Genomic DNA, 25,325 nt, shown 5'->3' on the forward strand with positions numbered 1-25,325 from the left:
GCAAAAGCGCTTGATTCACCACTGGCCTTCAGGACTCAGCCAAAAAGGGAGTCCTTAACTGGGCGCCATTGAAGCTGAGCACACCCTGCCCCTGCCAGCGCTCTTCGCTTTGTAGAGTTGCTTGTCTGCAGCTTCCACCAAGGCCTGGTATTCAAGATCAACCGCGGGGATCAATGTTGCGACACCCAGAGAGATAGTCACTACACGATCGACATCAGAAGCAGCATGTTCAATGCCCAGTGCTCGAACACGTTCCTGCATTCTTTGTGCAATCTCGACGGCTCCAGAAAGGTCCGTCTTGGGCAAGACGCAGACAAACTCTTCGCCGCCATACCGAGCCACCAGGTCGTAGGGGCGTCCAACCGTTTCCGATAACGCTCGGGCAACGGATCTGAGGCAGCCATCGCCTGCCTGATGCCCATAACGGTCGTTGTAGCGCTTAAAAAAATCGACATCCGCCAAGATCAGTGACAGCGGCTTTTGCTCTCGAAAGCACTGGCGCCAATCGGCCGAAATGTCCTCATCGAATTTGCGTCGATTGGCCACCCCGGTAAGGCCATCCATCATCGCCATGCTCCGTAGCAGATCGCTCTGTAACTTCAGGGTCAGATGAGTTCGCACCCGTGCTTTAACAATGACTGGATTAATGGGCTTACTGATGAAGTCCACCGCACCAAGCTCCAGGCCCAGCAGCTCCTCTGACTCCTGTTGCTGTGCGGTAATGAAGATGATGGGAATGCCTTGGGTCTGCGGGCCAGCCTTGAGTCGACGGCACACTTCATACCCGTCCATGCCCTCCATGACCACATCCAGCAGGATCAAATCGGGCTGTTGGGCCTGGCATACGGTGATCGCCTGTTCACCGCTGGTGGCCATAAATACATCAAAATCCTCACGAAACAGCTCATGCAGTACCCGGATATTCGTCGGCTGGTCGTCGACAATGAGTAATTTTGGACGGTTGTGTGAATGCGGCAACCAGGTTTCCATCGATTGATCCATCAGGCAGATTTCAGCAGGTCACGACCAATCGGCATCGCAGCCGAAAAGTCCAGCGACTGGACACTGGCCACCAGTTCATCGAACCGGGGTCGCAGGGATGGTGGCGTTTTTGACACCAATGCGTCGGTCAACTCTAAGGCTAGAAGGTTACCGGCTTCCAGCAATAGCAAAATCTCTTCGAGGGATTCCTTCCATTGCGTCAGTTCCATGATTTCGTTGCCAGCACTGATCGTTGCTCGTGGGCTCTGACCAAAGTCGACACTCATCTGCTCAAGACTGAGTTGCAGCAACCTGCTTAATTCGTCAAACCAGGTGACGTCAGCAAAGACGCTCGCTGCAGACTCTGGATCTTTCAGGGTCTGCTCCAGGTTGCCGGCCAGCTGTGACAGCGCCTTGGCGCCCATGGTGCCGCTGCTGCCTTTAATGGAATGGAGTACAAAAGCGGCCCCCGATGCGTCTTGGTGCTGGATCTGATCGTGCAACCGGACAAGCTGCTTTTCCAGCTCCGGGCCGAAGTTTTTCAGCACGATACGGATCAAATCGAGGTCACCACCAAAGCGATCAATGATTGATGCACGAGAATCGATGACGCCTTCCCGCGCAAGGGTTTGCCCCTGGCTTGAAGCTACCTGGCGACCCTCGCGGCCCACTTGCAAGAGCAGCGTTGCGACAAGTTGTTCCAGGTCGATGGGCTTGCCAACATGCTCATTCATCCCCGCGGCAAGACACGCCTCACGGTCGCTATTGGAGGCATTGGCGGTCATCGCCACGATTGGAAGCGTTGCAAAACGCGGGCTCGATCGAATGCGACGGGTCGCCTCCAAGCCATCAATATCCGGCATCTGGATGTCCATCAATACGACGTCGAATCGTTCACTCATCACCTTGCTGACACCCTCCAGTCCGCCTTCCGCCAGCCTCACCTCGGCGCCTTCCCTTGTCAGTAACTCATCGGCTACCTGGCGATTGAGCATGTTGTCTTCCACCACCAATAGCCGCAGCCCGGCCAGACGCTGCGGCCGGTCAACCGTTGACCGGGAAAGGGGGGAATGCAGCAGGTCTTTGCCGTTGAGTGCTCGCTGAACAGCGTCGGCCAGCTGCTTGGGTGTGACAGGTTTAGTGAGAAAACCCACGAAGGGAGCGTCTCCCGCCTGGTGGGCATCGGCCAATACTTCGCGGCCGTATGCAGTGATCATAATGACCAGCGGAGGTGACACACCGTTACCCTGCTGCCGGATCAATTGCGCAGCGCTCAACCCATCCATATCGGACATCCGCCAGTCCATCAGCACCACGTCGTAGGCTTCACCTGACGCCTGGCCTTTCTTCACCCATTCCACCGCTTGCGTGCCCCCACTCACGCGGTCAGCCTTCCATCCCAAAGCATGAACGGTTCGCAACAGCAGTTCACCCGCCATGGCGTTGTCGTCGACGACCAGAATCCGTATGGACACATCGACTTCAGGGCGGGTGGATTTCGGCAGTGACGTGGGCGCTACATCCAGTGTGATATCGAACCAGAAACGACTCCCCACACCTTGCTGACTCTGCACCTGAAGTTCGCCGCCCATCAAGGCGACCAACCGCTTGCAGATCACCAGGCCCAGGCCTGTACCACCAAAGCGCCGGGAAGTTGAAGCCTCGGCCTGAGTGAAGCCTTCAAAAATGCGCTGAAGTTGTTCCGGGCTGATACCAATGCCGGTATCAGAAACGGCGATGCGCAAGCTCACCGCACTTTGCGTGCGCAGCCGTTGTTCCACGCTGACCACAACCTGGCCTTCCAGGGTGAATTTCAGGGCATTGCCCGCCAGGTTGATCAGTACCTGTTGCAGTCGCAGGCTATCGCCGATCAGGTCGCTGGGTAAATTGGCGTCCAGATCGAACATGATCTCAACGTCTTTCTGGCCCTGGTTGCCTGCCAGCACTACGGCGAGGTCACGCATGAGCGGTTCGAGCTCGAACGGGTGCACATCGAGTTGCAGCTTGCCCGCCTCAATCTTGGAGTAATCGAGGATGTCGTTGAGCAAACCCAACAGTGATTTCGCAGCGGACTGCGCTTTGCTCACATAGTCGAGTTGGCGACCATCCAGGTCGGTGTTCTGCACCAACTGCAACATACCCAACACGGCGTTCATCGGTGTGCGTATCTCATGACTCATGTTGGCCAGGAATGCAGACTTGGCGGCACTCCCTGCATCGGCCTGTTCCTTGGCGTAAAGCAGATGTGACTCCAGTTCGCGTTGGGCAGTGATGTCCCGATTGATACCCGTCACACGCAACGCTATACCGTTTGGACCACGTTCGACCTGCGCGCCGGCCTGTATGAAGCGGATCTGGCCATCCGGGCGAACGACGCGGAAAATGGTGTCATACACATCAGTCCCCTCGACCGCCCCCTTCAGCTTTTCAGCCGCTGCCACAACATCTTCGGGGTGAACACGCGAGTACCAGTGCTCATAACCCAGGCCGGTATTGCGCAACGACAGTGGCTGCCCGTAGAACTCGAACATGCGGTCATTCCACTTCAAGGCATTGTCAGTCAAGGTCCAGGACCAGACGCCCAGTTCGGCCACTTCAGCCGCCATCAGCAGCTGATCGTGCACCGCCATCAGTTCGCTACGTTGTTCCAGTGTTGTTTTCAGGCTCGCAGCCAATTCCTTTTCTGCCGCTTTACGTTCGGTGATGTCTACGGCGATACCCAGGTAACCGCTCAACACCCCATCGGCGTCGCGCATGGAGGTGACCACCAGCGTGACAGGAACCCGCAAGCCATCCTTGCGTATGTAAGTCCACTCTCGGGTTTCCGCTCCTTCAAGCTCAGGCTTATAGGTAAGTACCCGAAAACCGTCGATTGTCTGAGCGTACTCCTCGCTCAGCTCCACACCACGGGCAGCAACGTCTTCGGGTACATGGAAGAGCGTCGGGGTGTCTTTACCGACTAACTCATCGGCGTCATAACCCAACAAATGCTCGGCACCTTTGTTGAACACACGGATAACGCCATCGAGATCCGTCGCAATGATCGAAACCTCGGTAGCCGAGCGTAGGACCGTGCCCAACAACAGATTGAGATGCCGCAACTCGGACGTTCGCTGCGCAACCTGCTCCTCAAGGTTGGAATTGAGTTCGAGAATCCGCGCCTCAGCTGCTTTTTTCGCCGAGATATCCCTTAATGTCTTGGAGGCTCCAACGACGCGACCGCCCTCGCCATAAATGGGTGAAATGCTGGCGGAGACATCGATCAGTCGCTGGTCTTTGTGATGGCGTTGGGTATCAAAGCTATCGATACGCTCTCCCGCCCTGATGCGCGCAAGGATATGAGCTTCCTCTGTGACAAGTGCTGCCGGAACAATCAAATTGGCGAGCGTCTGTCCCACCGCTTCCTCGGCGGTGTACCCAAAAAGGCGCTCAGCACCTTTGTTCCAGTTGGTGACGACGCCATCGAGTGTTTTTCCGATAATGCCATCTGCCGAGCTTTCAACGATGGAAGCCAGCCTTGCCTGCTCGACAAATATCTGCCGCCGACGTTGACGGCTGACACTCACAACACTTGCCAGGGTCGCCATTAGAAGCGTGAGAAAACCACCGAAAAACAGCACAACTTTTGGTGAGACCTGATGCAGTCGCTGAATGAACAGCGCGTTGGCGTCGAGTTCAATTTGCCACCGCCTCCCGTATACCTCGCGCTCCAACTGATGGGTCATCAGCGGTTCACGGCGAGCCGAGGCGTCAAGGCTTTCATAAAACAGTTTTTCCTGCCCTGGGACGGTGATATCCCTTAATCGTAGATGTACCGCCTCATTTTCTATGCGCAGGCCTCTGAGTACTTCCTCTGTGCGCAACACGACATAGCTCCAGCCAAAAGCGGCGGCATCGCGTTCAGCAGCAGTCGCCGGAGTCACTGCGCCGCGAAAGATGGGCAACAACACCAGGAAAGACTGCTGCGGTTTCCCCTGGGCCTGTATCAGCGTAATGGGCCCGGTGATTCGTGCCGCACCGCTTTGTATCGAGGCTTGTGCCGCCTCTCGCCGCGATGTTTCTGAAGCGATGTCCAAGCCAATTGCAGGCTGGTTACCCTCAACCGGTTCGACATACTGGACAACGTAACGCTCGCCTGAATGGGGCGAGAATTGGCGAATGGAGAAATCGGTTTTTCCGTCGGCCCGAGCGAGCTTGAGAAAGTCGCTTTCATCCTGCTCCAGGACACGCCTGATAAAGCCCAAGGCACTGGCGCCGGGGAACTCGACAGCGAGGTCGCGCGTTTGGTTATATTGATCAAAAATCTCACGACTGACGCCATGCTCACCCGCAGTCAGCACCGCTCCACGAGCGCCTCGCAATCCGTATTGGTAAAGATTAAGGCGAGTTAAAACCAAATCTGCGGCTTCGTCGGTGGCCGCTACGATCGCTTCTTGAGCCTGCTGTTGGTTGATGCGGTCAAGGAGCCAGCCGCCCAGAATGCTTGCCCCCAACCCCACCGCCAGAGTGATGACCACGCCCCAGCTCAATGCAAAAAACTTATGTTTTCTCACCCGCATTGCCCCGTTGCAGAAGACCTGCAAGCCTTCAATTTTTAAGGTTCGGACCCTATTGGGGCGTCCGCAGCTTAGTTCGTATGCGCAACATTAACGTTGAGTCCCGCGGATAAAAATGACGATATCTGAGCAAAAGGAACAGGGCGGCAATACAGATAACCTTGCATGATCTGACAGCCTTGCTCCAAAAGCGCATCGGCCTGTTCCTGGGTTTCTACACCTTCGGCCACCAATTCAAGACCCAGCGCCTGACCCAGCTTGATGATCGCTTCAATGATCGCCGAATCGCTTTTGTCGGTGAGCATATCTCGCACAAAACTCTGATCTATTTTCAGAACATCAATGGGAAACCGCTTGAGATAAGCCAGGCTTGAATAACCGGTGCCGAAATCGTCGATTGAAATGCGAACACCGAGCTTCTTGAGAAGAAAAAGGGTTTCTCGCGCGTTATCAATATCTCTTGCCAGCACCCCTTCGGTAATCTCCAGCTCGAGGAATTGTCCTTCCAAGCCAGATTCGGCCAGGATATTTTTCACCATGTCCAGAAAGGCCGCCTCGCGAAACTGCACGACAGAGATGTTGACGCTGATAGAAATGTCATGGCCCCGTTCACGAAGCACCCTCGTATCCTTGCAGGCCTGAAGCAGAACGTATTTGCCAATCGGAATGATCAGGCCTGTTTCTTCTGCCAGAGGGATGAAATCGGCAGGCGAGATCAAGACATCGTCATGGTTGCGCCAGCGAATCAACGCCTCCATCCCAATGATCCGGTTATGCCGTGCATCAATCTTCGCCTGGTAAAAGACCTCGAAGACACCCTCTTCCAAAGCGTTGCGCATATGCCGCTCAAGCAGGTGCCTGGCACGCATGCTGCTTTCGATATGCGAAGAGAAAAAACAATAGCGATTACGACCTGCAAGCTTCGCCTGGTACATGGCTGCGTCGGCATGCCGGTACAGGGACTCCATATCATCGCTATCTTCAGGGAAGACACTGATGCCGATGCTCGCGCAAAGGTCGTAGCGGTTTCCCTGAATTGAAAAGGGGCTGGAGATTGTGGCGAGTACCCTTTCAGCGAAGTCGCCCACGGCATCGAAACCGACCACCTCGGGCAGGAGGAGAATGAACTCATCCCCTCCTTGCCTGCTGACGGTGTCCTCGACGAGCATGGATCGCGATAACCGCGATGCAACCTCTCGCAACACCAAATCACCGATCGAGTGGCCCATCGAATCGTTGATGACTTTGAAGTTATCCAGATCAAGCAGGAGCATCGCCACACGACCGTTGTTGTGACGGGCCTTTTGTATCGCCTGCTCGGTACGATCCTGCAGCAGGATTCTGTTGGGTAGTCCGGTCAATGCATCGTGATTGGCAAGCCGCTTGGCCTCACTGCGCAAGGCGATATGCGCTTTGATGTGGGCTCTGGCAACCGGGATATTCAGCGGTTTCTGGATGAAGTCCACGCCGCCGCACTCCAGAGCCAGAAGCTCATGGTCTGTCTGTGTATGAGCGCTGACAAAAATAACCGCAGCATCCAAAAGTTCGGGGTCAGACTTCAGTGCACGGCAGACCTCAAAGCCATTCATTCCTGGCATTTCGATGTCGAGCAACACCACATCCGGCCGGCATTGACGAGCAATCTCAAGCGCCTGCTCGCCACTTAGGGCGATATGGACTTCAGCTAAATCTCGCACTGCGGTGCTCAGAACTCTCAGGTCGGTGGCTTGGTCATCGACGATCAGGAGGACCGGTTTGAGACTAAACGACTTGTCGCGCATTCCGTTGCTCCTTGCAAATCCCTTGCATTTGATAACAAGCAAACCTGAACAGCTTCGACCTGCGCCAGAACATCCCGCCTGTCAGTTCCTATCAGTCTCAGGCCAGGCCGGCTAATCGCTGAAGTCTTTCAAGGTCTGCTTCGGGCTCATCATTGTTCATGGCGGCGGCAAGGCGCATCACCACTTGTTCGCGGCGAACGTGCATGGGAGGTAACGCATAAATAGCGCCTATCAACTCACGTAGAACCATAGGCAGTCCCCAGCGTGCTTTCAAGCGAACGGCAAAAGGCGCTGCAAAATCGCGGACAGCGTGCAGGAGCGTTTCTTCGTCCACGCTATTACCCTGGTTCTCCCATTTCTGAGTTTGGAACAAAACACAGAGTTCGCCCATACGGTGTAACAGGGCTGCACTCTGCAGGGGTGCGGGGTCCAGGCCGCATTGTTGAGCCAACAGGACAACCCTTTCAGCCAAACGCTCAGCTTCATCCAAATGCACTTGGATGAACGTCATCAGCATGCCGTCAGGTTGAGTATTGGTCTGTCGCAGGGCCTGGCTGATCGCCAGATTCACGCTGGTAAGCCCTCCCAGCCGTGTCAGGGCACCGTTCAAATTCGTGCAGGGCTGCCCGAGCCCGAGATACGCGGCACCGTTGGCTGCGGCGATCAAGTGGGCGCATAGCGCCGGGTCATACTGCCAATCATTGGCGAGTTCTCGCAAATCCATCAACGCCCCGCCATAGCCGAGCTGAAGCTTGTCTTTCACCGAAGCCAGTAAAGGCAAGTCCAACTCTCCCGCAGACAAACCACTGAGATAGCTCATCAGGTCTTCAGTGTTGACAGCAGTCGCTCGGGGGGGCTCATCAAGCGGAAGGAGTGTATCCAGGCATTGGACGACGCGCGAAACCTGGAATGGCTTGGTGAAAAAAGCGCTGATCCTCAGCGATTTTACCGCCAGCACACTGTCTCGATCAGCGCGTCCGGTGATCATGATCAGCGGCGTGTCCTGGTCTTTTTCGCGAATTTTCTGCAACAGGTTGACGCCGGGGGCATCCGGTAGATTCCAGTCGGCCATCACCAACTGATAGATGCCTGGTTGCCAAGCGTCTAACGCACTAGCGACATCGATAAAGCAATCGACTTGCGCAACCGGGCGGATGCTCAACACAAGCTGCTTTAAAAGATCGGATATCCAGGGGTCATCATCCAGAATCATCACTCGCATTTGGTAATCCTCACTGGATTGACACGCAACTTCACATCGTCTCAGGGACCAGGATTATCGGCCTCCTGCAAAAAATTGATGTTGTTGAGATCAATGAATGAGGTTGTAACCAAGCGAATTTGAGTCAGTCACGGCAATTTCCCTTTGGCTGATGGCAAGATGGCATCCTTGAGGATCGAATCTATTCCTCGCCAGCTAACTATACAAGCGATCAACACGGCACCGGCTCGCTGGTTATTTGGCGGAAGGTGGACTATGACCGCAACACTTGAGGGCACTTCGGCAAGCCCCGAATGGTCTAGTGTTGCTCAAGCCAGGCGTTCGCCCCACTTTCTGAAAAGGCACCGACCATGATCATCGTCCACCACCTGAACAACTCCCGTTCCCAGCGCATTCTCTGGCTGCTGGAAGAACTGGCGATCCCCTACGAACTGAAGCTCTACCAGCGCGATCCGAAGACCAACCTCGCGCCGCCGGAGTTGAAAGCCATCGACGCCCTGGGCAAGTCCCCGGTGATCGAGGATGGCGCGCAGAAGCTGATCGAATCCGCCGCGATCATCGACTACCTGATTCGCCGTCACGGCCAGGGTCGCCTGCAACCTGATCCGTCTACCGCTGCCTACGATCAATACGTGCAGTGGCTGCACTTCGCCGAAGGCTCGGCGATGCTGCCATTGATGCTGAATCTGTATGTCGGCAAATTGGGTGAAGCCGGCGCGCCACTGCATCCGCGGATCAACTCGGAAGTGGCCAATTACCTGAGCTACCTCGACACGGCACTGAGCGGTTCCGATTACCTGCTCGGCGATGAATTCAGCGCCGCCGACATCCAGATGAGTTTTATCGGCGAGATCGCCAGGGCCCAGGGCAAGTTGCGCGACTACCCTCATATTGCGGCCTGGGTTGAACGCTTTCAGGCGCGTCCGGCTTATGCCGCCGCGTTGAAAACCGGTGGCAAGTACGACTTCGCGCCCCACTGAGTGAACAGCTGCGGACCACGGACGGTCCGCAAAATCAGGAGCCTGCCATGTCGTCCATAGAACTGCACGCCGCCCAGCGCGATGAGCTGGAGACGATTGAAAACCTGATGCAGTTCTACGTGTACGACTTCAGCGAGTGGCTGCCGCTGAAGCTTGGCGAGCAGGGTTTATTCAACATCCAGCCCAAACCGGGCTACTGGCGCAATCCGGCGACGCAGCCGTTCCTGATCAAGGTTGACGGCGAGCTGGCCGGGTTTGTGACCGTGGATGATGAAACCCACTTGGCCGGCGCCGAGTTCAACATTGGCTATTTTTTTGTCTGCCGACGCTTTCGTGGCCAAGGTGTCGCGAAGTTTGTCGCCTCTGCCCTCTTGAGCCGATTGCCCGGTCAATGGCAAATTTTCCACATTGATGCGAACCCGCCTGCGCGGCGGTTTTGGGCCCGAGTGATCCCGGACTTCACGCACGACGGATTCACAACGCATCAACTGACGGTGGACGGCTATCCGTGCACGCTCTACCGCTTTGAAACCGTGCCCCACAGCCCTTCAGTCCCCCTTCCCTAATTCCAAAACCACTTTGTCCGACAATATGTAGTGACCAAAAATAATCACTACATAACCGTTGACGCCGTCGATTTGCCCTTGCATGATGCAGACAGCTCCCCGATCGGGAGTACCGGCAACATGTTTGAGCAAGCTCGTCTGACCGCCGAGCTGTTTTTCCCGGATACACGCTGCCCACAAGGCAGATTGAAGAAGCTGACCTGGCCCGAACGTCCAGTACAAGGACGAGAAGCGCTGGCGAAACGTACTCATGAAGCTTGTGGCCGACTCTGAAAACGTCGGCAGTGGCCTCCAGGTTTTCGCCGCTTCTCTTCGTTGTGACGCTATTGCGTAGCAGTTATTCAACACGACTACATGCAACAGACGCGTGACCCCGTCAATTTGGCGGCTGAGCGCTGACGTCCTGGTTTCGGTGCCAGGGATCAACTAACCGATGGGCTACTTGTATTAGCGAATCAACTTTGAAAGATCACCAAATGGTCAAGGGGCTTTATTATGAATCTGAACAATCAACCGACTATCGATGAACTGGCTCGTATGTTCGCTGAGCAAAAAGACAGCCACGACAGCCATATCCTGTGGATCAGCAAGTCGGGCCAGGTGCACATGGATTGCCTGTCGCCCCATGCTCACGAAGCAGAGTTCGACCAGAACAACCAGAACTTACTGGCTCGACTGAAGATGTACCGTCGCGGTCAGGGTTACGTCGGCAAGAAAGCCGCGGCCGACAAGGACTTTATCGGTAATGTTCTGCAAACCCTGAAACAGGCGTGGGCATCGATGCAGAACCAGAACGAAGTTCGGGTGATTGATCGGTTCTACTGAGTTCGGCTAACGGCATTCATTGCTGCCGCGTCTGAATTTAAAGGTCTGTTCCTACTCAGGAACGGACCTTTTTTATGCCCGACATATTGATGCAAGCTAATGATAAGTCCCCTACTGTTAATGCAGCTTTACAGTGCTGGGCAACGCAATCCCATGTCGACCTGTCCACCAATAACGGTTTAAAGAAAGTGAACTAGAGTACCTGAGACATAAAGGAGCTCCAGAGGCTATAGACATGCCAGACATCATCGTTGACGGCAGCAATGACCCCATTACGCTCGACGACGGTTACATCCTGCTAGCCCCGGGATTGCAAGGCACCGCGGGCACTCCCTCTCCCGACAAAATCTTGAATGCCGGACTGGTCTTCTCCCTTGCCCTCAGTCCAGAGCTTGATCAGGCGCTTGCCGCTGCGGATATGCAGGAAGTGAAAAGTTATGAACTGAACCTGGAGAAACGCTCTCCCGCTGCATTCTCGGCGTCTCCTGACTTCATTGAATTCCGGGTCCTCGTTCAATCGCCCGGAATGGCGCAAGTGGTGTTGTCAGTTGATGAAGGCGGAGCGAAGCAATGGCATATTCCTGAGCCGGACGTGCTGAATGCTCAAGTTGCCAGTCACTCAGTGGGCCTATACAACGTTTTCCGCATCCCGTACGTGATCCCCATCGCCCCCGAGACGGATCCCGGAATAGCACCCTATGGCTTCTTCAAAACCGTCACAAAAAAAATTCTGAAAGTGCTGGTCTATCCCATTGCAGATGTATTGCTCGGGCCGTCGATCAAAGCCGCTATCAGCCAATGGGAACTGCATAACCGGCCTCATCGAGTGCGCAACTTCTTACCCGATAACAACAATGATCTAAGCGTCGCGGATTGGCACCGGCTGGCAAGTGGACGAGCGTTACTCTACGTGCACGGCACCTTCAGCACTGCGCAAGCCGGCTTCGGCGAATTGACGGCCAGGAGTGAGCTGGCAGCGCGCTATGGTGGACGGGTCTTTGCTTTTGACCATCCGACGCTATCGGTCAGCCCGCTGGAAAATGCAGAGTGGTTTTTCAAGCAGCGGCCACCCGGACTCGAGTTGAACCTGGACATTATCTGCCACAGCCGTGGCGGATTAGTCAGCCGCTGCCTGGGAGGGCAATCGGCAACCTGGCAGGTGCCCGCCGACCAGTTTCGGGTGCAACGCCTGGTCATGGCCGGTGTGCCGAACATGGGCACGCAACTGGTCAATGCTGACCATATGGTGCACTACCTCGATCGCCTTACCACCTGCCTCGATAAGTTCCCGGACAGCGGAGTCGGCGTGGTTCTTGAAGGCGTTCTCACGCTGGTCAAAATCCTGGGGCACGCCGCACTGGAGGTACTCGACGGCCTGCAAGCGATGGCCCCCGGCGCCCCATTTCTGCACAGTCTCGACAAGACACCGATTCCCGACAGCACGACCTATGGCATCGGCTCGGATTTCGAACCGAAAGACTTCGGTCTTCAAGCGGCATTTTGCAGAATCGCAGACGCCATGGCCGATCGGATATTCGGCGATGCAGCCAACGACCTGGTAGTGCCCGACGACGGGATGTACTCCTGGGGCGGAAAGCGGCAGATCCTTGAAGAAAACTACCTCTACTTCACCCGGGAGCAAGGAGTCGCCCATACCCGGTATTTCAATCAGCCTGAAACCGCCAACACGCTACTTGAGTGGCTCAAGGGATAACCCTTACGTTTTCCCTCTCATCGACAGGAGTCCCTCATGAACGACGTTGCCCGCCCCGCCCCACCCGGCGCAACAAAACACCTGACAACCGTCAGCATTTCCTCCCGCGCCGAATGGGTTGACACCCTGTCAGTCAAACAGGGTGAGCGCTACTTCTTCAGGGCCAGCGGCAACTGGTGGGACGCCTTGATTCGTTGCGACGCCAATGGTTACAACCGCCATTACCTGGATCGTTTCAAGCATCATTTGCGTTGCACGGCTAACGAGGCTGGCTGGTTCACGCTGATCGGCGGCATCGCGAGGGAGGATGCCAGCGTGTTCGCCATTGGTGACGGTTCACGCTGGCAGGATGGTTGGGTCGCACCCGTTGATGGACCGCTGACATGCTTTGCCAATGACTGGGACAAATGGTATTGGAACAACCTCTTTTCCATCGATCTGGAAATCTGGCAATAGCCGGTGAAAGCAGCTTGGCTGCCTGTGTCAGCTCATCCGGGGTGCAGGCCCAACACCAACTCCACAAACGCCAACGCCGCCGCACTGTGGTAGTTGTTCCGGCGACGCAACAACGCCGCCCCCCGCTGCGGCGCTTCACCCTGCAACGCGATCTTGCGCAACGCCCGATCCTCGGTCGCAATCGCCTCCGGCAATATGGTCGCGACCGCCGTATGCCGAATCACTTCCAGTAACGTACTCACCGAATTCACCTCGATCACCACTTTGGGCGTGATGGCTTGTTGGCGAAAGTATTCATCAATGGATGAGCGAGTGATGAACTCCGGCGCCAGCAGCGCAAATTCCAGTTGCGCCACTTCGCTTGGCGCCAACGTCCCTTGGCTTTCGTACAACGGATGATCACGCCCGACCATAAGCCCCAGCGTCTCGACAAACGCCGGGATGCACTCGATTTCGGGATTGCGAACCGGCGTGAAGGCAATGGCGATGTCCAGTGAGTCGTCCGCCAGTCCGGCCTCGATGTCGTCCATGGACAACTCGAAGATCTCCAGGTGAATGTTGGGAAAGCGTGCCACGTAATCGCGCACCAGCGGCCCCACCAGGTACGCCATGAAGGTCGGCGTCATGGCCAGGCGCAAGGTGCCACGGGACAAGTCCTTCACGTCATGCAACGCACGCTTGCCCGCCTCCAGCTCCACCAGCACCCGCCGCGCGCATTCGATGTAGGCCACGCCGGCATCGGTGGGCTTGACCGTGCGCGAAGTGCGGTCGAACAGGCTGACGCCGAGGGTTTCTTCCAATTGCCGGATCTGTTGCGACAGGGTCGGCTGGGATACGTGCAGCGCCTCGGCGGCGCGGGTGAAGCCGCCGTGGTCGGCGACGGCGATCAGGTAACGCAGATGTCGGAGCAGCATGGGCAAATCCATCTATAGGCTGTGCTTATGCGATGCATTGTATATCGGTCTTGGACGCTATGGATCAATCGGCAGAAGATTGCTCCACACACAGCAACAACCCAATCCGATAAAGGAGTCACACCATGCAACAGTCCCACGCTTACAACGACCAGAGTCTGGCCCTGACCACTTCGATCCTCGACGCCAAGGCGCGCAAAAACCTGTCCTGGCAGGACCTGACCGACGGCACTGGCCTGGGCCTGGCCTACGTCACCGCCGCCCTGCTCGGCCAGCACCCACTGCCCGAAGCCGCCGCCAAAGTGGTCGGCGAGAAGCTGGACCTGGACGCTGACAGCATCGCCCGTCTGCAAATCATCCCGCTGCGCGGCAGCCTCTCGGGCGTGCCGACCGACCCGACCATCTACCGCTTCCACGAAATGATCCAGATCTACGGCACCACCTTGAAAGCCCTGGTTCATGAGCAATTCGGCGACGGCATCATCAGCGCGATCAACTTCAAGCTCGACATGAAGAAAGTCGAAGACCCGGAAGGTGGCTCCCGCGCCGTGATCACCCTGGACGGCAAGTTCCTGCCACTGCGTCCTTTCTAACTCAGTACCGGCCCGCGCTTAACGTGCGGGCCACCCCCCCGACCTCTGCCACTCACCACGTTCATCTGGAGGCTGCCCCATGCACAAATTTCTGCTCGCACTCTCGCTGATCGCCAGCCTGGCAACCCAGGCTCAGGCCCAGGACAGCGCCGTCGCCTACCAGTACGGCATGGACCTGGATGTCGCCCAGGTCGTCAGCATCACCCCGGTCGCCGATGTCTGCGGCCCGGCCCCGGTGGAGATGACCTACCTCGACTCCAAAGGCGAGACCCACATTCTGCAATACAGCGAATTCGGCACCGGTTGCTCGAACTGAGCCGCCACCGTTCAGCACTTATGAGGAAGCACACATGAAAGCGCTCATCGACGGTTTTTTGAAGTTCCAGAACGAAGCCTTTCCACAACGGACTGACTTGTTCAAACACCTGGCCACCACCCAGCACCCCGGAACCTTGTTTATCACTTGTTCCGATAGCCGCGTAGTCCCGGAACTGCTGACCCAGCAAGAACCCGGCGAGCTGTTCGTGATCCGCAACGCCGGCAATATCGTGCCTTCGTACAGCCCGCATCCGGGCGGTGTCTCAGCCACGGTTGAGTATGCGGTCGCCGTGCTCGGCGTGACTGACATCGTGATCTGCGGCCACTCCGACTGCGGCGCCATGACCGCCGTGGCCAAGTGCAAATGCATGGATCACCTGCCCGCCGTCAGCGGCTGGTTACAACACGCCGAGTCGGCCAAGGTGATCAACGAATCCCGCACCCACGCCAATGAAGCGGCCAAGGTCAGCTCGATGGTGCGCGAGAACGTCATCGCGCAACTGGCGAATATCCAGACCCACCCGAGCGTGCGCCTGGCCCAGGAAAAAGGTCTGTTGAACCTGCATGGTTGGGTGTACGACATCGAGACCGGTTCGATTGATGCGCTGGACGCTGACAGCCGCAGCTTTGTGTCCCTGGCCGAGCATCCGGTGACGTGCGCGATTCAAGCGCGAACCGAAGACGCCGCCGCTTGAGCGATGAACGTCGATGCCCGACGCAGCGCCCCCGGTTAACGGGAGCGCTGCGTTCCGGCTTTATCTGTCGTCAGGCCGACGCTCAGTGGTTTCTTCCGCATTGGGCGGTGTTGAAGTGCTGCCTGGCTTGAACACATGCGTGCGCAAGCCACTGGCCTCGACATCGATAACGCCATTAACCGTACGAGCCAGGTCCATTGCCTGTTCGCACTGTCTATGGGTGTCGACGAGGCCGCTCAACGCCACCGTACCGGCGTGAGTCTTGACGTGGATATGCAAGCCAAGGCCGGAGTCGGCCTTAGTCAGGGCCGATTTGACCCTGGCGGTAATCCACGCGTCGCGAGCGACCGTCGCCAGGCCATGGGAGTACTGATCAAAGGAATGAAGTTTCATGGTGAAAACCTCCATGACGCGAACACAGACACCCCTTGAGTATAGTTCGGCCGTAGCGGGGCTCAGCGTTTGACCGATAGATCGACCTGGGTCATGCGACTGCGAATGGTGAACACCCCGTCGCCCGAGAGAATCGCGCTGCGAGCGAACAGGCGACCGCTTTCCCAGTTCGAAAGCCCCAGTTCCGGCTTGTTCAGCGCATATTGGCCGTCGACCCAGCGCGTGATGCCGTTGCCGACAAAGGGTGCATTCACTGCGTTGTAGAAACGCTCGTGCGCCTCGGCGGTTTCACTGATCAGCGACACGGTGAATTGCGGGCTGTAGCGGTTGAACAAGGTGATCGCCTGATCGAGGTCGTCGACGATTTTCAGGCTGACTTCCGGGGTTTCCTCCCATTCCCACTCGCGGCCCAACTGATCTTCCGCCAGCGGCTCGGCCAACGCTTCGGTGACGTAACCTTCGGCACGGTAGACCTCGACGCTGGCGGTTTGCCAATCGCTCGGCAGGTACGATTCGCTACCCTCGACGATGTGCAATTTGCAACCCTGACCGCGAGCCGTGCCGGCCTGCTTCAAAGCTTCAAGAAACAGTGGCACCAGTTCCGCGGCGCGGTCGCGCTGGATCAGGCACACGTTCAGGGTATTGCAGACTTTGCGGTCCAGGGAATTGCGCACCACGGCGGCAAACCGCGTGGCATCCGCCGCTTGATCGGCGATCAGCCAGGCACCGCCGGTGCCATGCAGGCTGACGGCGGTGCCGGCCTGCTGAGCGATGCTGCCCAGTTGACTGACCGCCCGACCCGAACCACGGGCCACGGCCAGCGACAGGCGCCGGTCGGCAAACATCGCCCAACCGGCCGCGTGATTGACGCTTTCCACCAGCGATACCGCGCCGGTCGGCAAGCCGGAATCGGCCAGCGCCGGATTCAACGCGTGTTCAACGATGGCTTGCGCGGTGCCCAACGCGTCGCTGCCAATGCGCAGCACGGCGGTGTTGCCGGTGCGCAGTACGCCAGCGGCGTCGGCAAACACATTCGGCCGGCCTTCGAAGACGAAGGCGACGATGCCCAGCGGCGACACCACTTGCTCGACTTTCCAGCCGTCATGCTCGACGCAACTGATGACTTTGCCGCGCGTGGCCGATGCATCGCGCCAGGCGCGCAGGCCGGCGATCATGTCGCGACGCATGCGCTCATCGGCCAGCAAGCGCGTGGTGGAACGCCCACGGGCCTTGGCGCGTTCGATGTCGGCCAGGTTCGCAGCCTCGATCAACGCCCAGGTTTCGGCGGTTTCCAAGCGCTGGGCAAACAGGTCGAAAAACTCGCTGATGGCCTCATCGGACACCGCCGACATCGCGCTGAACGCCGCTTGCGCACGCTCGATCGCCCCGGCCGCCGCTTGCTGGTCCACCACCGGGATCAACAGCAATTCGCCGCTGACCTGCTCCACCAGCAAATGGTCACCGGGCTGGAAGCGCGCCGCCAGTTCGGGGCTGACCACAGAGACACGGTTCCCGGCAAAAGGGATCGGCGTGCCAGCGACGAGACGTTCGAGCATCAGGGACATGAAGCGGTTTCACCATGCAGGGGGCGGCCGGAAAATGTATAGGAAAATCGCCGAAGCGTCATTATCGGCGCCGTACCTTAGAACACCGACCAGCCAATCCGTTGACTCAACAACTCCAGCGCCGCCATCCCCGCCAGCGAATTGCCCGCCGCGTTCAACTCCGGCGACCACACGCACACGGTAAATTGCCCCGGTACTACCGCGACAATCCCGCCACCGACGCCGCTCTTGCCGGGCAGGCCGACGCGATAAGCGAAGTTGCCCGCCTCGTCGTAGAGCCCGCTGGTGGCCATGATCGAGTTCACTTGCTGAGTCTGGCGCGCAGTCAGAATCTGTTCCCCGCTGTGCTTGCAGAAACCGTCGTTGGCGAGGAAGCAGAACGCTCGCGCCAGGTCGATGCAACTCATGCGCAGCGCGCAGTGGCTGAAATAGCTGCGCAACACGGCTTCGACGTCGTTGTGGAAGTTGCCGAAGGATTGCATCAGGTACGCCATGGCCGCGTTGCGCGCGCGGTGCTGGTATTCGGATTCGGCGACCTTGCCGTCCACCATCACCTGCGGGTTGCCGGACAAGCGCCGGACAAAATCGCGCATCGACAAGGCCGGTGCGGCGAAGCGCGACTGGTTGATGTCGCAGATCACCAGCGCCCCGGCGTTGATGAACGGATTGCGCGGGCGGCCGCGTTCGAATTCCAGCTGCACCAGCGAGTTGAACGGCTGGCCGGACGGCTCGTGGCCCAGGCGTTCCCAGATCGCTTCGCCGGAATGATCGATGGCCTGCACCAGGCTGAACACCTTGGAAATACTCTGCACCGAGAACAGCGTCTCGGCGTCGCCGGCGCAGTACAACTCGCCGTCATTGCCGTACACGGCAATGCCCAATTGGTTGGCCGGCACCGTGCCGAGGGCGGGAATGTAGTCAGCCACCTTGCCCTGGCCGATCAGGGGACGAACTGCGTCAAGGATCTCGTTCAACAGCGCTTGCATGCCGGGTTCCGAAGTCTCGCCCCGTGGGTTTGCGGGGACACAGTCGCTAGACGCCACTGGCGCGGGACGGATCACAGTTTTGTAGGGGAATGTATCTGGCGGCCGTGCTGATACATGACGATGCTTTTTGGACATATCGCCCACACACCACACTGGAACACTCCGGCTGTCTGCTGACCTCGGTCGGCCCTTGCTCCGGAGTAGCTGTCATGAATACCTCAATCCCGCGTTACCACGGCTGGTCGCTGTTCAGCCTGTTGTCCTTGCTGGTGCTGCTGATGACCGGTTTGATCCTGGTGTTCAACCCGGATCTGGTGGAAGCCACCCGCAGCGCGATTCGCGCCACGGCCCGGACCTCGTTTGCATTGTTTCTGGCGGCGTTCCTGGCATCTGCGTTTGCCGTGCTGGTACCTTCGCCCTTCACGAAATCCCTGGTGCGTGAGCGGCGCTTTATTGGCTTGGCGTTTGCCTTTTCGCATCTGGTGCATGCGGTGTTGATCTACAGCTATGGGCAGTTGAATCCGGAGTTCTGGCCGGGGCGTACCACGGTGGGCAACATCCCGGGCTCGGTCGGCTATCTGTTCATTGTGTTGATGGCGATCACTTCATTCAAAACCACCGCAAAAATGATCGGCCCCAAAGCCTGGAAAGCTCTGCATGTGACGGGGATGTGGGTGATTGCGGCGGTGTTTACCTACTCCAACTTCAAACGGATTCCGATGAGCGCCTGGTATGTATTGCCGTTCGGCATCATGTGCGCCGCGATTGCCGTGCGATGGGTAGGCAAACTCGCGTTGAAAAACAAGCGCAGCCAGCGCCACGCCTACTCCTGATTGAAGTACGCCGCCCCCCGTAGAAGCTGCAGAAGGCTGCTCCTACGGGGGTATTTCGTTGTTTCAGGATTCTGCGTTCGGCCGTGTATCTGAGTGTGTACAGCTGCCCTTTCGATACACCTTTCGCCTAAAACCTCAACCCAACGACACACCGCAGATACACCCGATTGATGAAATGGGCTGGTCGATTGGCCCAGCCGATCAAAGTCCTCAACGGAGATCAAGCCCATGAACACTTCCCTTTCTTCGGCCGTCAAAGGCCTGCACCTGAACCTCGACCGCGCCGGCAGCTGGATTGCGCCGCTGACCCTGCGCATCTTCCTCGCCTGGGAGTTTTTCGAGTCGGGCCTGGAAAAATGGAACGGCGAAAACTGGTTCGCCGATATCCAGGACGCCTTCCCGTTTCCGTTCAACCACGTACCCGCCACGCTGAACTGGGAACTGTCGATGTGGGCCGAGCTGATCTGCGCCCTCGCCCTGCTGGTGGGCCTGGGCACGCGGGTCTCGGCGGTCATCCTGATCGTGGTCACGGTGGTGGCGACCGCGGCGGTTCACTGGCCGGCCGACTGGTCTACATTGAGTGAACTTGCCCAGGGCTACGCCATCAGTAACAAAGGACACGGTAACTTCAAGCTGCCGCTGATCTACCTCGCCGCCCTGATGCCACTGTTGCTCTCCGGCGCCGGTAAGCTCAGCCTGGATGCCCTGCTCGCTCGATTCTTCTGGCGTCGCCACAACCGCTGAAACGTCAGTGTCTCGATAACGTCCCATACTCAATAAAAATGGAGCCATGGTCATGAGCCTCACACTCTACGGTTTCGACGGCAGCACCTACGTGCGCACGGTGAAGATGCTGCTGGTCGAGAAAGGCGCGGATTTCGATCAGGTGCAGGTGAACGTCATCAAAGGCGAACCGCACCTGCCGGAACACTTGGCGCGTCACCCTTTCGGCAAGGTGCCGGTGATCGATCACGACGGTTTCCGGGTGCTCGAAACCGCAGCGATCATGGCCTATCTGGATGAAGTGCTGCCCGGGCCGTCGCTGACCCCGGACAACGCCCACGACCGCGCGCGTAATCACATGGCCATGGGGCTCTACGATTCCTATGGCTACGGCGCGCTGGTCTCGGTGTTCGGTTTTCACTTGTTTCCGGATTTCATCGGTGGGCAGAATGAAGAGTCGCGGCGCAAAGGCATCGAAACTTCCAAGCGCGTCATCCGCGAACTGATGAAGATCAAAGGTGATGACCCGTTCATTGCCGGGCTTGACCCCAGTTTCAGCGACTTCTACCTGGCCCCGGCCTGCGCCTACATCGCGATGACACCCGATGCAGCGCAAGTGTTTGCCGTGGACGGTTTCGCCGAGTGGTGGAAACGTCTGCAGGCCTTGCCGAGTTTCCAGGCCACTATCCCGCAATAAATCCAACTTTCACTGACGAAGACAGGAGCCACCATGAGCGTGACCACCCAATGGATCGAGATCGACAGCCCCGAAGGTAAATTCGGCGCTTACCTGGCGATTCCCCATACCCAGAAAGGGCCGGGGATTGTGTTGATCCAGGAGATCTTCGGCGTCAACGAACACATCCGCTCGGTTGCCGAGCAATACGCCGCCGACGGCTACCTGGTGATCGCACCGGACCTGTTCTGGCGCAGCGGCCCGCGTATCGAACTGAGCTATGACGAAGCCGGCTGGAAACGCGCGGTCGAGTTGATGAATGCCACCGACGTGAACGCCGCACAGGCCGACATCAAACTGGCCATCGACGCCCTGCAAGCCCAACCGGGCCTGGATGGCGGCATCGCGTCCATCGGTTATTGCTTCGGCGGCCTGCTGTCGTACCACACCGCCGCCAACGGTTTTGTTGACGTGGCCATCGCCTATTACGGCGGCGGCATTCAGAACCAACTGGACCGCGCCGACGAAATCCAAGTGCCGATTCTGATGCACTTCGGCGAAGCGGACAGCCACATTCCACTGGAAGCCGTGGAGAAAATCGCCGAGCGTTTCGACACCAACGACAACGTGGAGATTGTGGTGTATCCGGAAGCTGAGCATGGCTTCAACTGTTCGCACCGCGACAGTTACAACCAGCGTGCGGCGGTTGAGGCCCATGGCAATACCCTGATTTTCCTGGGCATGGAGCTCTAAGACGTAGCGCAGCCCCCCTGTAGGAGCGAGGCTTGCCCGCGAAGGCGTCATCCCAGTCAACATCTTCATCGACCGGAATGACGCCCTTCGCGGGCAAGCCTCGCTTCTACAGGTCAAGCATTCCAGCGTTCAAGCGTTCAGTAGAATCACACTTCTTCCACTTGTTTCGGATGCGCACTGCGTTCATGCACATGAGCGGTCGGTGTGCGGTCGATCAGCAAGCTCAGCAACTCCGGACGGCTGTAGTGGCCGCGCGAATCCATCATGCGTTTGCGCTTGTCGATCAGGCCCATGTCGAGTTCGACGATCACCTCGCCCTCGCCCTCTTGCAATGAGCCCAACACCACGCCATCCGGGCTGATAATCGCGGTGAAACAACCACCAGAGATCGGACCGATCGGGCAGCCAGTGTCGGCCATGATTTGCGCCTGTTGTTCCGGGTTCAGCCACGCGGTGGAGTTGACCACGAAGCACGCCGATTCGAGTGCGTGCTGGCGAATGTTGACTTCCATTTGCGAGGTGAACAACGGCCCGGCAAACGAGCCGGGGTACATCGAGGCGTGGATCTGTTCGCCGTCGGCCATCAGCGCATAACGGGCCAGCGGGTTGTAATGTTCCCAGCAGGCCAGTTGGCCGATGCGCCCCACGGCACTGTCGGTGGCCCGCAGACCGGAGCCGTCGCCCATGCCCCAGATCATGCGTTCGTGGTAGGTCGGGGAAATCTTGCGGCGGTGCTGGATCAACGTGCCGTCGGCGTCGAACAGCAACTGCGCGTTGTACAGCGTGCCGCCGTCACGTTCATTGACGCCGATGGACACCACCATGTTCGCTTCTTTAGCGGCAGCGCCGATGGCATCGGTCGCAGCCGAAGGAACGGTGACGGCCTGGTCCAGCAACTTGTAGTGCTCGGCGCCCATTTCAAACGGCGACTGCACGAAGGAAAAGTACGGGTAGTACGGCACGATGGTTTCCGGGAATACGGCGAACTGCACACCCTGCGCTCCCAGTTCCAGAATCTTGTGCACGACTTTGTTGACGGTGCCTTCACGGCTGTAAAGGACCGGGCTGATCTGTACGGCGGCGGCTTTGACGAAGGACATGACGGCGATCTCATTGAGGGATTGGGCTTCAACGAGATCAAGATTACGTTAATCATATTTTGTCTTAAATGCCGAATAGACCACCTTTTAGGACATCAACTCCGGTTGGCCCTCTGGATCACTTGCGGCGGCTGCCCGAAGGCGCGGATAAACGCGCGACGCATACGCTCGCGGTCGCCAAAACCGGTATCGGTGGCCACCACATCAATGGAATGCCGCCCGGTTTCCATCATCAAACGCGCCGCCTCCACCCGCAGGTTTTCAACGGCTTTGGCCGGTGATTGACCGGTTTCGGCATGGAACACCCGACTGAATTGGCGCGGACTGAGGTTCGCCGCGCTGGCCAGTTCTTCGACCGACAGCGCGGACTTGAGGTTGTGCTTGGCGTAGGTCAGCGCGGCTTGGATGCGGTCAGTCCGGGGTTCGAGATCGAGCATCACCGAAAACTGCGACTGACCGCCCGCGCGCCGGTGATAGACCACCAATTGCCGCGCTACCCGACGCGCAACTTCGGCGCCCAGATCCTTTTCCACCAGGGCCAGCGCCAGATCGACGCAAGCGCTCATGCCCGCCGCCGTCCAGACGTTGCCGTCGTTGATGAAGATCCGGTCCTCTTCGACGATGACCTTGGGGTAAGCCTGCTGCAACGCGCGAGCGTGACACCAGTGCGTGGTTGCGCGCCGGCCATCGAGCAATCCGGCTTCGGCGACGGCGATGGCCCCGGTGCAAATCGAGCCCAGGCGCCGGGTGGTCAGGCTGGCGTTGCGCAGGAACTCGACCATCCCCGACGATACCGGGCGGATCAGGTTGTCGCCCATCACCAGCAAAGTGTCGAAGGTGCGCTGGTCGAACGACGTGGTTTCTACGCCGAATCCGGCCGACGTCTGTACCGTGCCGCCCTGCTCCGACAGCAAGGCGATGCTGTAGATCGGCTCGTCGGCGGCGCTGTTGGCCATCTCGAACGTGGCGCACATGGCCAGGCCCAATACCTGGAAGCCGGGGTAAACGATGAGGCCGATGGCGTGCATCTGTGTTGACCTTAAACGTGGCCTGACGGGTTTTCAGGCCAATTGACCCGTACTGTACGCCGCTCCCAACCTGAAGAAAATTTCATTTTCCCCGGGACCAATCTTTTGCCGATTCGACGTCCAATTCATCAGCAACATCCACTTTCGGATGCAGGCCTGAGGAGTTGTCATGAACGTTGTGCGCCCCCTGATCAAGTTGCGGCATTTGTTGCTCGTCCCCCTGGCGCTGGCGGCGCTGGCGAGCACGCCGGTATTTGCCCAGCCCGAGATCATCAGTCGCCAGGCCCCGCCGCCCCCGCGCATGGAGCAGGCACCCATGGCCCGCCCCGGTTATGCCTGGGATAACGGCCACTGGCGCTGGGACGGTCGGGGTTATGTGTGGGCGCCCGGTCACTGGCAACGGATGCACCACGGCGGGCGCTGGATGCCCGGTCATTGGGAAGCGCGCGGGCCGAACTGGTATTGGATCGAGGGGCGCTGGGTGCGCTGATCCGCCGATTGCAACAACGCTGAATCACTTGCTTGCTCGAACGAATCAAGGAATCTGACTATGTCCCGACTATTCAACACCACTGTGATCGCCGGCCTCATGGCAATCACCCTGTCCGGTTGCGTCATCGAACCGGCCCGCCCGCACCGACCGCCACCACGGGTGGAAATGGTCCCGGTGATGCCCGCGCCGGGTTATCACTGGGTGGCCGGGCAGTATCGTTGGGCGCACAACGAGTGGGTGTGGGTGCCGGGGCATTGGAAGGGGTATTGATCCCATCATTTCTTTCGATCATTCACATCACGAAAGCGAATTTTTCATTTCCCCCCGACCTGTTCACCATGGCACCACCTAAAACAGCTCGGACGAACTCTTCATGAATATCAATGTGGCGCTTGCTTGCCTGATCGTGGTGTCCTTTGCCATTGCGCTGGGCCACGCCTGACAGCACTATTTCGCATCGCCGTCATGGGGTTTGTAAAACGTGAACAACCCGATCTGGGCCGTCTTGATGTATTCATGCGCCCAGTCCGGCTTCACGGTCCGATCATGAAAATACATCGCGCCGTGGGTGCGATCCGGTAGTTGTTTGTTCAGCGCCTTGCGCGCGATTTCCTTGGCCATCGCATAGGGCACGTCTTCCTGGGCCGTGTCCGGCTTGCCGTCACACCACCAGGAAAACTGGCAGGCATGCTTCTCCGAGCCTTGCTTGACGATCCCGCACACCGTGTCCGGAAAGCCCGCGTGACCGAGGCGATTCATCACCACGTTGGCGACCGCTTCCATGTCGGCGGCGTTCTTGCCCTTCGCTTCCCAGTAAATGCTGCGAGCCATGCAAGTGATGGCTTCGTCCAGCGGCGCGGTGCCTGCCGGGTCGACAGCCTGGACTTCGGATTGAGTGATGGTCTCGGCCTTTTTCGGCGCCGGTGCCGCGCTGCCTTTGTCGGCGGCTTTCTCTTCCAGCACTTGGGCCTTGTCCACGGCCACTTCTTTTTTTTGCTCCTGGTCGTCAGCGAAAACCTGGCTTGCAAGCAGGGTGGCGGCAAGGCAGGCGGCTATCCACGGGAGGCGCATGATGGGCAGGCTCTTCAGGGCGTCGACGGGCGACTTCGCTTCATTGTAGTCGGCAAATCATTGGAAAAGGCAGTGCCCTGAACGGCACGAAATCGCGCATCAT

General features: G+C 58.2%; 26 protein-coding genes. 14 read left to right on the top strand and 12 right to left on the bottom strand.

Annotated elements, in window-relative coordinates; genetic code table 11:
- Positions 1-54: 54 nt before the first annotated feature.
- The 4 genes from HKK53_RS07105 to HKK53_RS07120 all read right to left on the bottom strand — a co-directional run bounded on the left by HKK53_RS07105 (position 55) and on the right by HKK53_RS07120 (position 8,540).
- Positions 55-1,002, bottom strand: a complete 948-nt coding sequence (locus tag HKK53_RS07105) for a diguanylate cyclase (RefSeq protein WP_169370193.1) — start codon at positions 1,000-1,002, stop codon at positions 55-57.
- A complete protein-coding gene (locus tag HKK53_RS07110; protein ID WP_169374197.1) occupies positions 1,002-5,540 on the bottom strand; it encodes a PAS domain-containing hybrid sensor histidine kinase/response regulator in 4,539 nt (1,512 codons plus the stop codon). Before HKK53_RS07110 ends, HKK53_RS07105 begins: the two co-directional genes overlap by 1 nt.
- A gap of 68 nt (positions 5,541-5,608) precedes the next feature.
- Positions 5,609-7,318, bottom strand: a complete 1,710-nt coding sequence (locus HKK53_RS07115) for a putative bifunctional diguanylate cyclase/phosphodiesterase (protein ID WP_169370194.1) — start codon at positions 7,316-7,318, stop codon at positions 5,609-5,611.
- A gap of 97 nt (positions 7,319-7,415) precedes the next feature.
- Positions 7,416-8,540: a response regulator gene (locus HKK53_RS07120; RefSeq protein WP_169370195.1), complete on the bottom strand. Its 1,125-nt coding sequence runs from the start codon at positions 8,538-8,540 to the stop codon at positions 7,416-7,418.
- Between the two features lie 350 nt (positions 8,541-8,890).
- Between HKK53_RS07120 and HKK53_RS07125 the strand changes: the two genes are divergently transcribed.
- Both HKK53_RS07125 and HKK53_RS07130 read left to right on the top strand, forming a co-directional pair.
- A complete protein-coding gene (locus HKK53_RS07125; RefSeq protein ID WP_169370196.1) occupies positions 8,891-9,520 on the top strand; it encodes a glutathione S-transferase family protein in 630 nt (209 codons plus the stop codon).
- A 47-nt stretch (positions 9,521-9,567) separates the two neighbouring features.
- Positions 9,568-10,086 (top strand): GNAT family N-acetyltransferase, encoded by a 519-nt coding sequence (locus HKK53_RS07130; protein ID WP_169370197.1) that lies wholly within the window; start codon positions 9,568-9,570, stop codon positions 10,084-10,086.
- Here the strand turns inward: HKK53_RS07130 and HKK53_RS07135 are convergent.
- A complete protein-coding gene (locus tag HKK53_RS07135; protein WP_169368741.1) occupies positions 10,069-10,338 on the bottom strand; it encodes a hypothetical protein in 270 nt (89 codons plus the stop codon). The two genes, HKK53_RS07130 and HKK53_RS07135, sit on opposite strands and share 18 nt — an antisense overlap.
- A gap of 243 nt (positions 10,339-10,581) precedes the next feature.
- Between HKK53_RS07135 and HKK53_RS07140 the strand changes: the two genes are divergently transcribed.
- The 3 genes from HKK53_RS07140 to HKK53_RS07150 all read left to right on the top strand — a co-directional run bounded on the left by HKK53_RS07140 (position 10,582) and on the right by HKK53_RS07150 (position 13,081).
- Positions 10,582-10,911, top strand: coding sequence for a hypothetical protein (locus tag HKK53_RS07140; protein ID WP_169370198.1), 330 nt, complete (start codon positions 10,582-10,584; stop codon positions 10,909-10,911).
- A gap of 235 nt (positions 10,912-11,146) precedes the next feature.
- Positions 11,147-12,625: an esterase/lipase family protein gene (locus HKK53_RS07145; protein WP_169370199.1), complete on the top strand. Its 1,479-nt coding sequence runs from the start codon at positions 11,147-11,149 to the stop codon at positions 12,623-12,625.
- A gap of 36 nt (positions 12,626-12,661) precedes the next feature.
- Positions 12,662-13,081 carry a hypothetical protein gene (locus HKK53_RS07150; RefSeq protein ID WP_169370200.1) on the top strand — a complete coding sequence of 140 codons (420 nt, stop codon included), beginning with the start codon at positions 12,662-12,664 and terminating at the stop codon, positions 13,079-13,081.
- A 32-nt stretch (positions 13,082-13,113) separates the two neighbouring features.
- Here the strand turns inward: HKK53_RS07150 and cynR are convergent, their stop codons facing one another.
- Complete coding sequence (gene cynR / locus HKK53_RS07155) at positions 13,114-13,995, bottom strand: transcriptional regulator CynR (RefSeq protein ID WP_169370201.1); 882 nt, start codon at positions 13,993-13,995, stop codon at positions 13,114-13,116.
- A gap of 125 nt (positions 13,996-14,120) precedes the next feature.
- Between cynR and cynS the strand changes: the two genes are divergently transcribed.
- The 3 genes from cynS (at position 14,121) to HKK53_RS07170 (ending at position 15,601) form a co-directional block, all read left to right on the top strand.
- The gene (gene cynS, locus HKK53_RS07160; RefSeq protein ID WP_133836027.1) at positions 14,121-14,588 is read left to right on the top strand and encodes a cyanase; all 468 of its coding nucleotides are present in this window, start codon (positions 14,121-14,123) and stop codon (positions 14,586-14,588) included.
- A gap of 79 nt (positions 14,589-14,667) precedes the next feature.
- A complete protein-coding gene (locus HKK53_RS07165) occupies positions 14,668-14,904 on the top strand; it encodes a DUF2790 domain-containing protein (protein WP_169370202.1) in 237 nt (78 codons plus the stop codon).
- 34 nt (positions 14,905-14,938) lie between these two features.
- Positions 14,939-15,601, top strand: a complete 663-nt coding sequence (locus tag HKK53_RS07170; protein WP_169370203.1) for a carbonic anhydrase — start codon at positions 14,939-14,941, stop codon at positions 15,599-15,601.
- A 60-nt stretch (positions 15,602-15,661) separates the two neighbouring features.
- On the opposite strand, the gene HKK53_RS07175 is transcribed toward HKK53_RS07170, so the two are convergent.
- The 3 genes from HKK53_RS07175 to glsB all read right to left on the bottom strand — a co-directional run bounded on the left by HKK53_RS07175 (position 15,662) and on the right by glsB (position 18,545).
- Complete coding sequence (locus HKK53_RS07175) at positions 15,662-15,994, bottom strand: BON domain-containing protein (RefSeq protein WP_169370204.1); 333 nt, start codon at positions 15,992-15,994, stop codon at positions 15,662-15,664.
- Positions 15,995-16,056: 62 nt separating this feature from the next.
- Positions 16,057-17,559: an aldehyde dehydrogenase family protein gene (locus HKK53_RS07180; protein WP_169370205.1), complete on the bottom strand. Its 1,503-nt coding sequence runs from the start codon at positions 17,557-17,559 to the stop codon at positions 16,057-16,059.
- A 77-nt stretch (positions 17,560-17,636) separates the two neighbouring features.
- A complete protein-coding gene (glsB, locus tag HKK53_RS07185) occupies positions 17,637-18,545 on the bottom strand; it encodes a glutaminase B (RefSeq protein WP_054050381.1) in 909 nt (302 codons plus the stop codon).
- A 209-nt stretch (positions 18,546-18,754) separates the two neighbouring features.
- Here glsB and HKK53_RS07190 point away from each other — a divergent pair, with 209 nt between their 5' ends.
- The 4 genes from HKK53_RS07190 to HKK53_RS07205 all read left to right on the top strand — a co-directional run bounded on the left by HKK53_RS07190 (position 18,755) and on the right by HKK53_RS07205 (position 21,530).
- A complete protein-coding gene (locus HKK53_RS07190; protein ID WP_169370206.1) occupies positions 18,755-19,378 on the top strand; it encodes a ferric reductase-like transmembrane domain-containing protein in 624 nt (207 codons plus the stop codon).
- A 228-nt stretch (positions 19,379-19,606) separates the two neighbouring features.
- On the top strand, positions 19,607-20,122 hold the full coding sequence (locus HKK53_RS07195) for an HvfX family Cu-binding RiPP maturation protein (RefSeq protein WP_169370207.1): 516 nt from the start codon (positions 19,607-19,609) through the stop codon (positions 20,120-20,122).
- A 52-nt stretch (positions 20,123-20,174) separates the two neighbouring features.
- Complete coding sequence (locus tag HKK53_RS07200; RefSeq protein ID WP_169370208.1) at positions 20,175-20,798, top strand: glutathione S-transferase family protein; 624 nt, start codon at positions 20,175-20,177, stop codon at positions 20,796-20,798.
- A 33-nt stretch (positions 20,799-20,831) separates the two neighbouring features.
- Positions 20,832-21,530 carry a dienelactone hydrolase family protein gene (locus tag HKK53_RS07205; RefSeq protein ID WP_169370209.1) on the top strand — a complete coding sequence of 233 codons (699 nt, stop codon included), beginning with the start codon at positions 20,832-20,834 and terminating at the stop codon, positions 21,528-21,530.
- Between the two features lie 146 nt (positions 21,531-21,676).
- Here HKK53_RS07205 and HKK53_RS07210 read toward each other — a convergent pair whose 3' ends face one another.
- Together HKK53_RS07210 and HKK53_RS07215 are read right to left on the bottom strand one after the other, a co-directional pair.
- On the bottom strand, positions 21,677-22,630 hold the full coding sequence (locus HKK53_RS07210) for a nitrilase-related carbon-nitrogen hydrolase (protein WP_169370210.1): 954 nt from the start codon (positions 22,628-22,630) through the stop codon (positions 21,677-21,679).
- A 95-nt stretch (positions 22,631-22,725) separates the two neighbouring features.
- A complete protein-coding gene (locus HKK53_RS07215; protein WP_169370211.1) occupies positions 22,726-23,658 on the bottom strand; it encodes a GlxA family transcriptional regulator in 933 nt (310 codons plus the stop codon).
- Positions 23,659-23,827: 169 nt separating this feature from the next.
- On the opposite strand from HKK53_RS07215, the gene HKK53_RS07220 reads away from it, so the two are divergent.
- Both HKK53_RS07220 and HKK53_RS07225 read left to right on the top strand, forming a co-directional pair.
- The gene (locus HKK53_RS07220) at positions 23,828-24,148 is read left to right on the top strand and encodes a YXWGXW repeat-containing protein (protein ID WP_169370212.1); all 321 of its coding nucleotides are present in this window, start codon (positions 23,828-23,830) and stop codon (positions 24,146-24,148) included.
- A gap of 60 nt (positions 24,149-24,208) precedes the next feature.
- On the top strand, positions 24,209-24,421 hold the full coding sequence (locus tag HKK53_RS07225; protein WP_169370213.1) for a YXWGXW repeat-containing protein: 213 nt from the start codon (positions 24,209-24,211) through the stop codon (positions 24,419-24,421).
- Positions 24,422-24,598: 177 nt separating this feature from the next.
- Here HKK53_RS07225 and HKK53_RS07230 read toward each other — a convergent pair whose 3' ends face one another.
- Complete coding sequence (locus HKK53_RS07230) at positions 24,599-25,222, bottom strand: cell wall hydrolase (RefSeq protein ID WP_169370214.1); 624 nt, start codon at positions 25,220-25,222, stop codon at positions 24,599-24,601.
- Between the last annotated feature and the right edge of the window lie 103 nt (positions 25,223-25,325).

Source organism: Pseudomonas sp. ADAK7, assembly GCF_012935675.1.
Taxonomy (GTDB): Bacteria; Pseudomonadota; Gammaproteobacteria; order Pseudomonadales; family Pseudomonadaceae; genus Aquipseudomonas.

Excerpts from the sequence above, each read along its gene's own strand:
- HKK53_RS07105 (WP_169370193.1), bottom strand. The coding sequence starts at position 1,002 with ATGGATCAATCGATGGAAACCTGGTTGCCGCATTCACACAACCGTCCA.
- HKK53_RS07110 (WP_169374197.1), bottom strand. The coding sequence starts at position 5,540 with ATGCGGGTGAGAAAACATAAGTTTTTTGCATTGAGCTGGGGCGTGGTC.
- HKK53_RS07115 (WP_169370194.1), bottom strand. The coding sequence starts at position 7,318 with ATGCGCGACAAGTCGTTTAGTCTCAAACCGGTCCTCCTGATCGTCGAT.
- HKK53_RS07120 (WP_169370195.1), bottom strand. The coding sequence starts at position 8,540 with ATGCGAGTGATGATTCTGGATGATGACCCCTGGATATCCGATCTTTTA.
- HKK53_RS07125 (WP_169370196.1), top strand. The coding sequence starts at position 8,891 with ATGATCATCGTCCACCACCTGAACAACTCCCGTTCCCAGCGCATTCTC.
- HKK53_RS07130 (WP_169370197.1), top strand. The coding sequence starts at position 9,568 with ATGTCGTCCATAGAACTGCACGCCGCCCAGCGCGATGAGCTGGAGACG.
- HKK53_RS07135 (WP_169368741.1), bottom strand. The coding sequence starts at position 10,338 with ATGAGTACGTTTCGCCAGCGCTTCTCGTCCTTGTACTGGACGTTCGGG.
- HKK53_RS07140 (WP_169370198.1), top strand. The coding sequence starts at position 10,582 with ATGAATCTGAACAATCAACCGACTATCGATGAACTGGCTCGTATGTTC.
- HKK53_RS07145 (WP_169370199.1), top strand. The coding sequence starts at position 11,147 with ATGCCAGACATCATCGTTGACGGCAGCAATGACCCCATTACGCTCGAC.
- HKK53_RS07150 (WP_169370200.1), top strand. The coding sequence starts at position 12,662 with ATGAACGACGTTGCCCGCCCCGCCCCACCCGGCGCAACAAAACACCTG.
- cynR (WP_169370201.1), bottom strand. The coding sequence starts at position 13,995 with ATGCTGCTCCGACATCTGCGTTACCTGATCGCCGTCGCCGACCACGGC.
- cynS (WP_133836027.1), top strand. The coding sequence starts at position 14,121 with ATGCAACAGTCCCACGCTTACAACGACCAGAGTCTGGCCCTGACCACT.
- HKK53_RS07165 (WP_169370202.1), top strand. The coding sequence starts at position 14,668 with ATGCACAAATTTCTGCTCGCACTCTCGCTGATCGCCAGCCTGGCAACC.
- HKK53_RS07170 (WP_169370203.1), top strand. The coding sequence starts at position 14,939 with ATGAAAGCGCTCATCGACGGTTTTTTGAAGTTCCAGAACGAAGCCTTT.
- HKK53_RS07175 (WP_169370204.1), bottom strand. The coding sequence starts at position 15,994 with ATGAAACTTCATTCCTTTGATCAGTACTCCCATGGCCTGGCGACGGTC.
- HKK53_RS07180 (WP_169370205.1), bottom strand. The coding sequence starts at position 17,559 with ATGTCCCTGATGCTCGAACGTCTCGTCGCTGGCACGCCGATCCCTTTT.
- glsB (WP_054050381.1), bottom strand. The coding sequence starts at position 18,545 with ATGCAAGCGCTGTTGAACGAGATCCTTGACGCAGTTCGTCCCCTGATC.
- HKK53_RS07190 (WP_169370206.1), top strand. The coding sequence starts at position 18,755 with ATGAATACCTCAATCCCGCGTTACCACGGCTGGTCGCTGTTCAGCCTG.
- HKK53_RS07195 (WP_169370207.1), top strand. The coding sequence starts at position 19,607 with ATGAACACTTCCCTTTCTTCGGCCGTCAAAGGCCTGCACCTGAACCTC.
- HKK53_RS07200 (WP_169370208.1), top strand. The coding sequence starts at position 20,175 with ATGAGCCTCACACTCTACGGTTTCGACGGCAGCACCTACGTGCGCACG.
- HKK53_RS07205 (WP_169370209.1), top strand. The coding sequence starts at position 20,832 with ATGAGCGTGACCACCCAATGGATCGAGATCGACAGCCCCGAAGGTAAA.
- HKK53_RS07210 (WP_169370210.1), bottom strand. The coding sequence starts at position 22,630 with ATGTCCTTCGTCAAAGCCGCCGCCGTACAGATCAGCCCGGTCCTTTAC.
- HKK53_RS07215 (WP_169370211.1), bottom strand. The coding sequence starts at position 23,658 with ATGCACGCCATCGGCCTCATCGTTTACCCCGGCTTCCAGGTATTGGGC.
- HKK53_RS07220 (WP_169370212.1), top strand. The coding sequence starts at position 23,828 with ATGAACGTTGTGCGCCCCCTGATCAAGTTGCGGCATTTGTTGCTCGTC.
- HKK53_RS07225 (WP_169370213.1), top strand. The coding sequence starts at position 24,209 with ATGTCCCGACTATTCAACACCACTGTGATCGCCGGCCTCATGGCAATC.
- HKK53_RS07230 (WP_169370214.1), bottom strand. The coding sequence starts at position 25,222 with ATGCGCCTCCCGTGGATAGCCGCCTGCCTTGCCGCCACCCTGCTTGCA.